General features: G+C 48.0%; 10 protein-coding genes. 6 read left to right on the top strand and 4 right to left on the bottom strand.

Going from position 1 to position 12,568, the window contains the following annotated elements:
• Positions 1-490: 490 nt before the first annotated feature.
• Genes porN through BC792_RS17230 form a run of 3 tightly spaced genes read right to left on the bottom strand, consistent with a single transcriptional unit; the run spans position 491 to position 3,671 of the window.
• Positions 491-1,603, bottom strand: coding sequence for a type IX secretion system ring subunit PorN/GldN (gene porN, locus BC792_RS17240; protein ID WP_148910268.1), 1,113 nt, complete (start codon positions 1,601-1,603; stop codon positions 491-493).
• 53 nt (positions 1,604-1,656) lie between these two features.
• Positions 1,657-2,943: a T9SS ring complex lipoprotein PorK/GldK gene (gene porK / locus BC792_RS17235; RefSeq protein ID WP_170250073.1), complete on the bottom strand. Its 1,287-nt coding sequence runs from the start codon at positions 2,941-2,943 to the stop codon at positions 1,657-1,659.
• A gap of 44 nt (positions 2,944-2,987) precedes the next feature.
• Complete coding sequence (locus BC792_RS17230) at positions 2,988-3,671, bottom strand: outer membrane beta-barrel protein (RefSeq protein WP_148910266.1); 684 nt, start codon at positions 3,669-3,671, stop codon at positions 2,988-2,990.
• Positions 3,672-4,244: 573 nt separating this feature from the next.
• On the opposite strand from BC792_RS17230, the gene BC792_RS17225 reads away from it, so the two are divergent.
• On the top strand, positions 4,245-5,432 hold the full coding sequence (locus BC792_RS17225) for a glycoside hydrolase family 76 protein (protein ID WP_148910265.1): 1,188 nt from the start codon (positions 4,245-4,247) through the stop codon (positions 5,430-5,432).
• A gap of 1,163 nt (positions 5,433-6,595) precedes the next feature.
• Here BC792_RS17225 and BC792_RS17220 read toward each other — a convergent pair.
• The gene (locus tag BC792_RS17220) at positions 6,596-8,998 is read right to left on the bottom strand and encodes a TonB-dependent receptor (protein WP_148910264.1); all 2,403 of its coding nucleotides are present in this window, start codon (positions 8,996-8,998) and stop codon (positions 6,596-6,598) included.
• A gap of 250 nt (positions 8,999-9,248) precedes the next feature.
• Here BC792_RS17220 and BC792_RS17215 point away from each other — a divergent pair, with 250 nt between their 5' ends.
• The 5 genes from BC792_RS17215 (at position 9,249) to BC792_RS17195 (ending at position 12,504) form a co-directional block, all read left to right on the top strand.
• A complete protein-coding gene (locus BC792_RS17215; RefSeq protein WP_170250072.1) occupies positions 9,249-9,683 on the top strand; it encodes a TlpA family protein disulfide reductase in 435 nt (144 codons plus the stop codon).
• Between the two features lie 142 nt (positions 9,684-9,825).
• The gene (locus tag BC792_RS17210) at positions 9,826-10,290 is read left to right on the top strand and encodes a S24/S26 family peptidase (protein ID WP_148910262.1); all 465 of its coding nucleotides are present in this window, start codon (positions 9,826-9,828) and stop codon (positions 10,288-10,290) included.
• A 7-nt stretch (positions 10,291-10,297) separates the two neighbouring features.
• Positions 10,298-10,567: a PqqD family protein gene (locus BC792_RS17205; RefSeq protein WP_148910261.1), complete on the top strand. Its 270-nt coding sequence runs from the start codon at positions 10,298-10,300 to the stop codon at positions 10,565-10,567.
• Positions 10,567-11,676: a nucleotidyltransferase domain-containing protein gene (locus BC792_RS17200; RefSeq protein ID WP_148910260.1), complete on the top strand. Its 1,110-nt coding sequence runs from the start codon at positions 10,567-10,569 to the stop codon at positions 11,674-11,676. The genes BC792_RS17205 and BC792_RS17200 overlap by 1 nt, the downstream gene beginning before the upstream one ends.
• Before the next feature lie 9 nt (positions 11,677-11,685).
• Positions 11,686-12,504, top strand: a complete 819-nt coding sequence (locus BC792_RS17195) for an ABC transporter transmembrane domain-containing protein (RefSeq protein ID WP_148910259.1) — start codon at positions 11,686-11,688, stop codon at positions 12,502-12,504.
• Positions 12,505-12,568: the final 64 nt, after the last annotated feature.

The following is a 12,568-nucleotide window of genomic DNA, read 5'->3' as shown; positions in this document are numbered from 1 at the left end:
ATTAGAAGTCAGAAATTAGGTGTTAGCTGTTAGCTTTACGAATCAGCAACTCAACGGCTTTACGGCTACTATTAGGAGTTAGGGGTTAGGAGTTAGAATAGTTAGATGGGGTTAGAATAGTTAGATGACGCTCGTTGCTATCAAAAACCACTTCACGATTTATAGCCATCTGCCATCCGCCATCTGCCATTCGCCTTTCACTTTACGACTTCACAAATCAACGACAGTACGGCTTTTAGCTTATGGCTGTTGGCGTATAGCTTTAGCTATCTGCCAATAGCCATCTGCCATTAGCTATCAGGATATGACCTCTACGAGGTCAATCTTTACGCTTAGACCCACGGTTAATAGTCATCGGCTAATCGCTATTAGCGACTTTGCGGATTTGCAACTTTGCGAATATGCGACTTCACATATCAACGACTGTACGGCTTTTAGCTTACGGCTGTTGGCCTATAGCTTTTAGCTATCTGCCAATAGCCATCTGCCATTAGCTATCGGTCTCTGTACCTTCTTCCATGGTTCCAGTACCTTGCTCCAGTTCTTGCGATTCCTGCTGATTTTGCATGCGTTGCGACTCTTCAATCTCCTGACGCCGGCGGCGTTCTTCTTCTTCGGCCTGTTTTACGTCCTGCTCGTACCCCTCAAGCGTTTTTTCGTTCACCCCTTTGGGAGCTGTCCAGAGCCGCTTTTTGTAAGCTTCAAGCTTGTCTTCAAGTTCTTGGGAGTTGTCCGTCTGCAAGGCACCTTCTTCCGCTAATTTGGCCTGCTGTAGCATTCCCGGCGATGATTCCCGGACAATTTTGCTTGCGAACTTACGTTGGACAAACAGATCGTCCATGGTCATATCGTAGAGTCCCCGGTCCGGATCGGATATATCCACCTTTACGAGGCTGTAGCGCAGCTGCGGAAAGTATAACCAAAAGGCAGGGGTGGATCCGACGGAAGCCGCCAGTTCGGACGACGTCGTAATATCCATCAAGGGGGCTACACCGATAATCCTCGTTTCCAGTCGGCCACGTTGTTTGTCAAAGAAAATATCTTCTTTGATGCGGAATTTCGTAACGCGCTCTGGGTTGAATTCATTCAGCGCCATCCTGGAATCGATCTGATTTCCTTCGTCGTCAAAGATCGGAACCAGCACGCTGTCCGCAAAACGGGCCATACCGTCCTTAGCCGACAATTTGCCCTTAAAGGAATCGTCCTCAGGACTATATGGCGTCAGCTTTCCGGCTTGTATGCCCTTCATAATGACCTCCATCAACGAGTTTCCGGGGATAGCGTAGATGTAGTTGCGTTCGTCTTTAAGGTCAATGTCCCGCCAAACGCGCTTATAGAACCGGATATTCTTGAGGTTGACCTCGGGATAAGCGAAAGGTACTGCGTCTTCCAGATTGTTAACCTGATAGAAGCCGTCCATGGTCGGGATGGTGTCCATCAAAATTTCGCCCTGCTGCTGCGGGATGCGGGCTGCCTGACCAGTGGTCGTGTCCAGTTGTTGTAGTGCGGTGTCAATCTGCGTCCGCACCGGTATCGTATCTATCTGGGCGGCAACCGGTAAGGTGCCGAAAGCGATGGCCGCCACTATCATCCATGTCTTCATTGCTCTAATGTTTAAAGTAAGCACACTATCTTTCTTTGTCTTGTTTTGTTAAATCAATATTTACGTGTCTTGCTCTGTGCCGTAGGAAGCTCAAAGGCCGACATAACGCAACGGAAGCCTACATAAGAATGTGGCTCGTAATCTACTGCATAGCCCCTGGTTTCACTGTTCAGCTGCTCTCCGTTACCACTCCACGAGCCGCCGCGGATCACCTTGCGCTTCAGGGCATCCGCATCGCGCTCGTCGGCATCATATAAGAGCACAGGGTTGAGGTCGTTGACAAATGCAACAGCCGATGGGCTATACGCATCCAGCGTCCACTCGGCCACGTTTCCGGCCATATTGTAGATACCGAAAGCGTTTGGGGTATAGGATTTAACCGGAACGGTAAACGTTGCGCCGTCCCGCGAGTACGTTCCTTCGCCCTGCTTATAGTTAACGGCCAGCTTCTGTTTTCCCTCCTCTGCATCGATGGTCAGCTTGCTGCCGGCTATGGTGTCGCGCGGATCGAGTTTCCCCTCTGCAGCATATTGCCATTGCGCTTCTGTGGGAAGACTAAATGTGAGCTGGTAGCCACTGAGGTAAGAATTTTTCATCAGATTAGCCATCATTTCTTTACCCCGCCAGTCCGCGTAACCCCTTGCCTGCCGCCAGGTGACCCCCACCACAGGGTAGTGGTCGAACGACTCGTGGGTGAAGTAGTTGGCGTCTAGGGAGGTTAGCTGGGCGTTGGGAAAATCTTTTGACCAAATGTCTTCTGTCGGCATTACCGGAACGGTATCCGTCACATATTCCTGTTTCAGGTTGCCCTTCGTCTTCAGGTAGGAAAAACGGTATTTGACAACTTCGGGGTTAAGCGCTCTCCGCGATCCTCTCGTTGTAATCATTGGGCCGAGCTTCTCGACAATAGCGGGATCTTTGCTTTGCCAGATTGGGGAGATTTTCTTTACCTTTTTCCAGTTGATCCGCCGGCCTTCACCGTCTTCGCTGGCAACATCAAGGAAAAACTGATCGTCGTTTAAAAAGTCGGTTATGGCTACCGAATCAGCTACCCAATTGACAAATGCCCGGTACTGCTTGTTCGTGACTTCGGTCTCGTCGATAAAAAAGGCGCTTAGACTGATATTTTTTCCCACGTTACCGCTGTCTAAGGAACCTTTGAATAAGATGGTTCCCGACGGTACGTATACCATTCCCGGCGGAGGAGGAAGCTTGCCGCCGCGGAAGGCAGATACTTTGGGGGCCTTATATAGATTTTCGGATGAGTTGCAACCGACAAAGCTAATCAGAATAGCCATGCAGATTGCATTATGTATTAACTTTAGGAGCTGTCTTTTCATTATGATCGTCGTTATGTTATGCATATTGTTACCTGGTATGTCGATTATCTCCGTTGGAATAGGCCATACTTCACGCCTAGCGAGATATAACCGTAGTGATCGTTGTTGCGGTTGATTACACCGTCTAGATTGTCGTTGGTGGTAAGATTGTGCTGATAGTTGAGATTAATCGCCCACTTCGGACCATACAAGGTGCGTCCAAAAGGTATATCGAGACCTATATTGATGGGGATAAGCAATTCGAAGCCGTCTAATTTCTGTTCGATCTCACCGCCTTGACTTGCTATGGCATCGCGATAGTCTGGCGCAATAGTATGTTGGATGTCGTTTTTTATAGCGCCGATACCAGCACCTACGTATACATTGGATAGTATCTTGTGAAAGGTGTTGGCTTGTAAATTATAATAGCTGTAGTTATCAGGTATTGCTAAGAATTGGCCTAGTCGTACCTTTGCGTTTCCGTTGAAAGTGAAGTAGCTGTTCTCGAAGTCGCTTTCCATCCGATAGCCACTGAGCGTGCCTTTTTGCACGTGTAGACCAGCCGATATAAACGGGGTAATAAGATAATCTACGTCGATATGCGCTCCAAAGCGGTAGTCTACCGTAGCAAGGTCCGTTAGGTTGAATGCGGTGCCTGCACCGACCCCCACACTTACAGGGCGTGAGAACTGCGCAAACGTGACGTGATAACTACACAGTGTCAGGACTAAAAGAAGGATTTTTTTCATTTTTTTAGCGTTATTTTTCTGCAAATACATGTTTATTGTCGTAGATATTTTACGGTTGATTGTTGATGTCTTTCTAAACCTTTCTGTGTGTAACAAGAATCTTACCAAAAAGTGTTAAAGCAACCGTTTAATGAAGAGATTCGCTGTAAAGTGGTGACGTATATCCGACTTATTCCCGGAAAGGGTTGCGATATCAACAGGGTTGACAGGATGAAACTTTGATGGAGTTTTTGTTTAATATCTGCTTTAATAATGTGGTAAGTTTGTTTTTTTTATTATTATTGCGGCAGTAAGGTAACTAACCGACATTTTTTATTGCGAATTTCTATAGAATCCGCAAAACTAAAACAGATAGTCGGACGGAAAGAAAGAGAGCGTGGCTTTAGATACCACGCTCTTTTTTTGTGATAGCACGCTAAGTCGTACACTTTTCAACCTGTTGCGTGACGTTTTGCTCGCACTAACCCGGAAACCCAAATGATGCAGTGAACAATCTCACGGAAAATATGTATTTTGGTTGAAGTTATTTATTGATCGTATGTCAGTAAATGGAATTGACAACAACCTGATACCATGAAAAATATAGTAATAAAAGCAATAGGACTGAGCGCGGCACTATTGCTGGCGACGGGAACCTTCGCTCAAAAACGGACAGCAAACTACCAGCGCGCCGAGGAAAGCCTTGGTACAATAGCGAAGCTGTATGGCGTGCCGGACGGCAAGAACCTCTTCCGGGAGACTTACCCGTATGACGACACGTATAGCGCCAATTACCTTGGCGGAGGGGAGAATGAAAAAAAGTCTAACCCTTACTCGTACCTATGGCCGTTTTCGGGGAGCCTTTCAGCATATGTCGCGTTGTTTGAGCAGTCGGGAGACCCCGCGATCAGAAAGCACATTGACGACGTTGTACTGCCGGGTCTTGAAAACTATTACGACACGCGGCAACCTGCGGCTTATGCATCTTATGTTAACAGCGCGCCGCTATCCGACCGATTTTACGATGATAACATCTGGTTGGGCATCGATTTCGTAGACCTCTTCCTGAGCACGAAGGACCAAGCCTATCTGGATAAGGCTGTAGAAATATGGTCGTTTGTAGCCAGCGGTATGGACGATAAGCTTGGCGGCGGCATTTACTGGTGTGAACAACGCAAGGAATCGAAGAATACCTGTTCAAATGCACCCGCCGTTGTGTATTTGCTCAAGCTCTTCCAGGCGACCGGTAACAAAGATTATCTGTCGGAGGCAATAGCTTTATACGATTGGACGAAGAAGCATCTGCAGGATCCGGACGATTATCTGTATTGGGACAATATCAATCTGGCCGGAAAGGTTCAGGAAGCAAAATACCCGTACAATACGGGGCAGATGGTGCAGGCAGGAGCCCTGCTTTATAAGCTGACAAAGGAAAAAAAGTACCTGAAGGACGCGCAGGAATCTGCGGCAGCTGGATTAGCTTATTTTTTTGAACGTGATGGAGGTGGCAAAGCCAAATCAAGCTATCCAAGATTAAAGAGAAGCGACAACTGGTTTATAGCCATTATGCTCCGTGGCTACATAGAATTATACCACCAGGATAAGGATAGACGCTATATTGATGCGTTTAAAGCTAATTTAGATTATGCATGGGATGATATGCGCGATAACAGCGGTCTATTCGGAAGAGATTGGACCAAGTCGGTGGAATCGTCGGGCAAGCGATGGCTATTGGATCAGTTTGCCATGGCAGAGATGTTTGCGCGCTTAGCTAAGTATTGAGTAGTTAGTATTGAGATCTTAGAAGTTAGAAGTTAGAAATTAGATTTGAGAAGTGAGAAATTAGACGTGAGATGGGAGAAACTAGGATTAGGAGTTAGGTCTTAGCTTTACGAATCAGCAACTCAACGGCTTTACGGCTACTATTAGGAGTTAGGGGTTAGGAGTTAGAATAGTTAGATGGATTAGAATGGTTGGATGACGGTCGTTGCTATCAAAAACAACAGGCTTTTTATTCGACCCCGTCAGGGTCGTGTAATTGGATACACGGTTTTCTATTGAAATATGACCTCTACGAGGTCAATTGTTGTGCTTAGGCCCACGACTTTACATCTTCACAACTTCACAAATCAACGACTTTACGTCTAATAGCCATCTGCCATTAGCTAACTGCCATCTGCTATCTGCCATCTGCCATCAGCTATTAGCCTCTCACTTCACGACTTCACAAATCAACGACTTTACATTTTAGAAGTGAGAAGTAAGATATTAGAAGTGAGTATTGAGTAGTGAGTATTGAGTAGTGTAGGCTTGTGGCTGTTGACTTATAGCCATCAGCTATCTGCCATCTGCCATCAGCTATTAGCCTCTCACTTCTCGACTTCACAAATCAACGACTTTGCGACTTTGCAAATCAACGACTTCACAAATCAACGACTTTACGTCTAATAGCCATCTGCCATTAGCCATCAGCTATTAGCCTCTCACTTCACGACTTCACAAATCAACGACTTTGCGACTTTGCAAATCAACGACTTCACAAATCAACGACTTTACGTCTAATAGCCATCTGCCATCAGCTATTAGCCTCTCACTTCTCGACTTCACAAATCAACGACTTTGCGACTTTGCAAATCAACGACTTCACCAATTAACGACTTTACAAGTCTGTTTCTCTACGGTAGCGCTGATAACGAGATACGAAGAAGGTACGGGCTCAGTCTGCGCCCGTACCTCTCCAGTACCTCTCCAGTACCTCTTTAGTACCTCTCTAGTACCTCTCCAGTACCTTTTTAGTACCTTTTCCGTACACTCCCCGTACACTCCCGGTACACTCGCTGTACCTTCAACATGTCTAGGTTATATCGATTTGTCCGTTTTTGTAAAGCAAACCTTAAGCCTCGTGGGGATGTCATTACCGCTGTGGGTGTCGCGTCGTCATGTGCTTAAAACCGATAAGCGATGCTGCCCAATATGTTGCGCGGCATCATCGGATTAACCGTGCTCCACCCTTTAAAGTATGTTCGATCCGTCAGATTATTTCCCTTGATGGCTAGCTCATAGTTTTTGTACGTGTAGGATATGCTTGCATTCAGCAAGGTGTAAGAGGGCAACGTAAAGATGCCGGTCGGTACACTGTTTGTGATGATGTTTTCTCCGGCATGGTTAACCCCTATACCGAGGCCGAGACCTTTGATCGCGCTACGCTGTAGGGTATAGTGTAGCCATGCATTGAATAAATTCTTCGGCCCGGCCTCTGTAGGACGTAAATTATTAACGCTTGGCGCTGCTTTTGTGGTTTTACTGTAGTTGTGGCTGTAGCTTAAAAGAATGTTCAGGCCATCAACCGGAGCTGCAGTAAGATCTAGTTCCACGCCGCGGCTCAGCCGTGTTCCATCCTGAACCGTGATGTTGTAGGTTTGCCCATCGTGCTCAATAGACTCGGGGCGGGTCATATTGCTAACCGTGATATCGTAATAGCTAGCCGTCAGATCAAGGCGGTTGTTGAGCAGGCTGGTTTTAATACCCGCCTCCCATTGTTCGGCCTGCTGTGGCTTGAAGTCGCCCGAGACATCCGGCAGCGGCTGGACCACCGGAGCGACATTTCTAAATCCATTTTGGTAGTTGGCAAAAAGTGAGATCTTGTTTTTGACCGCTTCATAAACCAACCCTACGCGGGGAGAGAACGCCGTTTGGCTAAATGTTCCGGTCGTGGTGTCGCGGTCGAAGTCGCGGGTACCCTTATTGTCGAAATAGTCCATGCGAAGGGCCAGGTGTGCGTGAAGGCTAGGTGTTATATCCAGTACGTTTGAGACGTAAGCACCAAAGACCTGCGAGCGGCTACGGTTGTTTGTTTCAGCCCCGTTGGATGCTGCAATGGCAGCGTCGATGCTCGCTGCGTTGAATTTATAATAATCGGGGTCGTCGTAAGAGGTGTTGATCTGATCGACGAGGACGTACGGCGAATTGTGTGTTTCTGCCTGCTGGAAGAGATAATCAGCGCCGATCAATATGCGGTTGCGCATATTGCCGAGCCGGAAGTCGCCGACAAAATTTTGCTGTGCATTGACGGTTTTAGCCACATAATCCTGGTCGGCGGCAAAGCGGTTGATTAAGGTATCATTGCCGGGCTGCAGGAACATCACATATTGGAAATAGCCGTCGGACTTACGGCGGTTGTAATTAAGCGTAGTATTCGATGTCCAGCTGCTGTTGATCCGGTATGTGGCCGTCCCACGGAGATTGGTGGCAGGCGTTTGAAAAGTGACATCGCTGTTGGTATACGACTTGTTAAAATCAAACTGCAGCTCGTCGGGGGTTCGGGCGTAGAGCTGACGTGCGCGGTTTAGGAATACCATCAGCGGATTGGTGGCCTTGCTCTGGAATATCTCGGCCTCCAGATGGAGGTTCAGACGCTCATTGGGTCTGTATAACAAGGAAGGGGCTACAAAAAAAGATTTGTTAAATCCTGCGTCCTGCCAGGTTCCGGTGTGCGTATATGCGGCGTTTACACGGCCAAGGAGCTTGTTGTTACCAGCCAAGGGCCCATGGACATCAGCCGTTAGGCGGTGTTGGCCGAACGTTCCGAAGATATAATTTATGCGTCCGCCTAGCGTGTCTACCGGTTTTTTCGTTACATTGTTGATTAATCCGCCGAAGCCAATGGCTGCGCCACCGTAAAGCGACCCGGAGGGGCCTTTGATGACTTCAATCGTTTCGAGATTGGCGGGATCCGGACTCGTACTGCTGATACTGACGACCCCGTTTACCATAGACGCCTGGGTGGAAAATCCGCGGAGCGTATAATAGGAAACGCCGTCGCCGGGACGGCCTGTGGCCCCCCAGAGCTTATCAACACCCGACACGTTGGCTAAAGCATCATCAAAGTTTGTGTTTACCTGGCTTTGCAACAGCTCCTTCGTGACTACGGTATACGACTGTGGATTTTCAAGGTTCTTGAGCGGCATTTTCGCAACGTAGGGACTACTTTTTCGAGTATATTTATTGATGTTACCAATAACCACGATTTCTTCTAGCGCGGCACTGCTTTCGGAGAGGTGGATATCTGGAAGCATTGTTTTGTTCCCCGCTACTTCAACTGTGCTGTTTCTGGCCTGTAAACCCACGGCGGAGACAGAGAGTGTATGAGATCCTTCGGTGACGTCCTTAAAGACGTAACGGCCGTTGGTGTTGGTGAACGAGGTTTGTCCATGAGGCATTAGTCTGACGGTGATCCCTTCAGCAGGTCGTCCATCGGAAGTGAGCACTCTTCCCGAAACCTCGGTCTTTTGTTGGGCAAGCGTGGCCAGCGGAAGAAGCAGGCAGAGGATGTATAGTATATTTCGCATAAAAGTTATGTTTTTTTTTTATCTTACTCTTATTTGGACTTATTTTAAATTAGTGTAAATGTATCGCTCCGCTGTTACAAATCCAAAAGAAATTTTTCAGGAAAAGTAAGCCTTGATGAAAAGCCGCTCTGAAAGTGGGACGGGTATCTAAAGGGATGTTATGGAATTTTGGATGAGAAGGTACAGATTGATTTGTCCTTCTTTTTTTTAAGCGCTCCTGCTAGCTAAATGGATTTAACCACCCGTTCTGGTGCGTAAAAACCAGCCCGGGACAACGGCGACGGACTTTTCCTATGTCAGCGCCAAGGGCGAACGGCGTCAGCTGCATGAAGGAAAGGCCGACTACAAAATGTTGCTGTTTTACGATCCGACCTGCTCCCATTGCGCAGCGGTGCTGAAAGATCTGATCAGCTCGCGTGATGCGAATATGCTGGTGGAACGTGGCCAACTGGAGGTGGTAGCAATCTGTCCGCAGGGCGATCGGAGCCAATGGGAGGATTACGAGTCTAATATTCCTGCAAACTGGACTAATGGTTTTGATGACAAAGGCGAAGTAATCCGTAAGGGGCTATATAATATACAGGCTTATCCGACAGTCTTCTTGCTGGATAAGCATAATAAGGTGCTGCTCAAGGACGCGCCGCTCGATGTTACATTGCGTTATCTGCTCCAGCGTGTGTCGTAGCACCTTCATAATTCTCACAACGCCGGCGATAGAAAGGATGGGAATTATAAATCTAGACGGGGACTTGTCGCTATGAACTTTCGTAAGTATTTAGTAAATTCAGCAAAATAAACGGAACACGGCTATAAAGGTCGGTACGACTATGAAAAGACATGTGAGGGATACGCTGAAACTGGATAACGAATCGTTTTTTGATGCCGTTAAGGAGTCTCTTCGTGCGGGGAACCGTGTGAAAATCCGTGTCATTGGCGGCAGCATGTCACCTTTCCTAAAACACGGGGAGGAGGTGGTCATCGAGCCAATGGAAGATAGCCATATAAAGGCGGGCGCGGTGGTGTTGGGCGAGTGGAAAAATGGCTGCGTACTTCATCGGATTGTCGGCGTTGGAAACGGTGTGGTCCGTCTGGCCGGGGATAATAATCTCGGACAGGTGGAGTACGTCCGATTCGATCAGTTGCTTGGCCTTGCCACAGGTGTAGCGAGGGATTCTGAGGTGTCGGCTATTGGAACGCCATGGCGTCGGAGGCTGGCACTCACCTGGTATTACGTGCGCCCATTGCGCCGTGTCTGGGCGGGGATATTCAATTTACTGAGTAGAAAGAAATAAACGAAATATGAAGCTACGAAATGATGTGACCCTTAGAAAGGTCGGAAATGAACATATTATTGTGGAACCAAGCCAGGGAATGGTCGACCTATCGACTGTGTTTACCTTAAACGATACGGCGGCTTTTTTATGGAAAGAACTGGATGGCCGGGAGTTTGACAACGATACGGTTGTGGATCTGCTCATTGACAACTATGAGGTAGAAAGAGAAGTGGCTGAGAAAGATGCCGCGGCATTGCTGCAGCATTTCCGTGGTCAGGGACTGATAGTGGATTGATGAGAGAAGAGCGTTCGTTGAACCACGCGATCACGCGTGCATTTTTTGAAGCGCTGCAGAGTGGTTTGTGGAGCCGTAAGCCTGATCCTACGCTGTTTAAGCCACTAACGTCCGACGACTGGGCGAAGTTGTATAAGATGTCGGCTCTCCAGACGGTAGAAGGTGTCGTGTGTGACGGACTGCAGCAGCTGCCCGCCGAAGCATTGCCTCCGAAAGGCTTTCTGATGAAGTGGATAGCCCGTCTGCAGCAAATTGAGGAGCGGAACGCATGGATGAATGGTATCATCGCCGATCAGGTGACCTTCTTTACACAACACGGGCTGCATCCGATATTGCAGAAAGGGCAGGGGGTAGCACAGTTTTACGATCGGCCCTCGAGCAGATGCTGCGGCGACATCGACTGGTACTTTGGCGGTAAGGACGAATATAAAAAGGCGGCGCTGTTGATGCAGCAACATGGGCAGGAGTTTAAATTCGGACATGGCTATAGTTCATCGTACAAATGGAAAGGATGCGAAGTGGAGCACCATCAGGCGCTTATCGAGCTGCGCAATCCGTTGGTGCAGCGTTTTTTGACGAATTTGTCCCAGCGGAGAGCTTATGCTCCCCAACAGGTAATTTTTCAGGGTGTTCCTACTTCCGTGCCCCATCCCTTTCAGAATATTATTTTGATTAATGCCCATATTTTAAAGCATATGGTGGTGTACGGGGTCGGTGTCCGGCAGCTATGTGATGCAGCACGGCTGTATGATGCTGTAGGCCAGCAGCTGGATCCCGTGACACTGAAGGACACGTACCGAAAATTAGGAATGTTGAAATGGATTTATAGTTTACATGATGTCCTGGTAAATTATATAGGACTCGATCGGGGAAAGCTCCCGTTCGACCATCAGCCCGCCGACAGCCGGGCGGATTGGATGATGGAGGATATTTTACGGGGCGGGAATTTCGGTATGTATGATACAGACGACGAAAAGAAAGTCGGTCATCTTAAGAAAAGTGAGCGTGTACGTAAATTTTTTCACCGTTCCAGCAGCATGTTCCGGCTGGCGCCGGGAGAGACGTTCTGGTCTCCCTTTACGATTTGTTTTTCGAAAATACACCGTTAGTACCGCACGTTGGAAGGAACATTCACATATCACACGAAATGGGCCTGGCGGTTTGCAAAGCCCTATCGTGCACAACTGTTTTTGTATTTCGTGCTCGAACTGCTGACGCTTGCCTTAGGACTGTTATTTATCTGGTGGTCGAAAAGAACCATAGATTATGCCGTTGCAAATGATACGGCCGCCATGAAAGGGGCTTTAGTGTATGCAGTCTGCAGCGTGGCATTGGGTATGGGGATCAGTCTATACGCGGCCTGGCTGAACGAGCGGACGCGCGCGCGCATGTTGATCAACCTTCAGGATCAAGTGGTGTACACACAGATGCGGGCTACCTGGGGACTGACAAAAAATTGGCATACAGGCGACATCATGGTACGGGTGCAGACCGACTGTCAAGACGTGGTGCAGGTTGTCGGAAACTCGGCAATAGCTGCCTTGGTTACGGTCTTGCGGATTCTGGCAGCTACCGGTTTCCTGTGGTGGATGGATCCGATGCTGGCTGTTTTGCTGTTGGCTATTTCTCCGCTGATGGTTTTCTCCAAACTCTATTTCCGCCGGTTCAGGAGATTAAATCAAGCGCTGAAGCAGGCGGAGAGCAAGCTGGGAAATGTCATTCAGGAAAATCTCCGGTTCCGCCTCTCGATCCGGGCACTCAATCTGGATGCCCTGCGCTGGCAGAAGATAGAGGAAAGCCAAGAGGGGATATATGCCATGAAAATGAGCGTTCTTAATTTCTCTACGGTGTCCAAAACCCTGATGAATATTGTTGTGAATACCGGCTTCCTGGTAACTTTTGCATGGGGTGTCTTCTATGTTGAAAAACAATGGTAGCCCTTAATTATTTCACATTTTTATATCTATAGGCACAAAAAGGTGTCTGTATGTCAAAAATAGG

Source organism: Sphingobacterium allocomposti (genome assembly GCF_008124885.1).
In the GTDB taxonomy this organism is placed as follows: Bacteria; Bacteroidota; Bacteroidia; order Sphingobacteriales; family Sphingobacteriaceae; genus Sphingobacterium; species Sphingobacterium allocomposti.
The sequence above is the reverse complement of the archived record's forward strand: the minus strand, read 5'-3'. Positions and strand labels throughout refer to the sequence as shown.

Bases quoted from the DNA above. Each gene is read 5' to 3' on its own strand.
- porN (WP_148910268.1), bottom strand. From the start codon at position 1,603: ATGAAGACATGGATGATAGTGGCGGCCATCGCTTTCGGCACCTTACCG.
- porK (WP_170250073.1), bottom strand. From the start codon at position 2,943: ATGAAAAGACAGCTCCTAAAGTTAATACATAATGCAATCTGCATGGCT.
- BC792_RS17230 (WP_148910266.1), bottom strand. From the start codon at position 3,671: ATGAAAAAAATCCTTCTTTTAGTCCTGACACTGTGTAGTTATCACGTC.
- BC792_RS17225 (WP_148910265.1), top strand. From the start codon at position 4,245: ATGAAAAATATAGTAATAAAAGCAATAGGACTGAGCGCGGCACTATTG.
- BC792_RS17220 (WP_148910264.1), bottom strand. From the start codon at position 8,998: ATGCGAAATATACTATACATCCTCTGCCTGCTTCTTCCGCTGGCCACG.
- BC792_RS17210 (WP_148910262.1), top strand. From the start codon at position 9,826: ATGAAAAGACATGTGAGGGATACGCTGAAACTGGATAACGAATCGTTT.
- BC792_RS17205 (WP_148910261.1), top strand. From the start codon at position 10,298: ATGAAGCTACGAAATGATGTGACCCTTAGAAAGGTCGGAAATGAACAT.
- BC792_RS17200 (WP_148910260.1), top strand. From the start codon at position 10,567: ATGAGAGAAGAGCGTTCGTTGAACCACGCGATCACGCGTGCATTTTTT.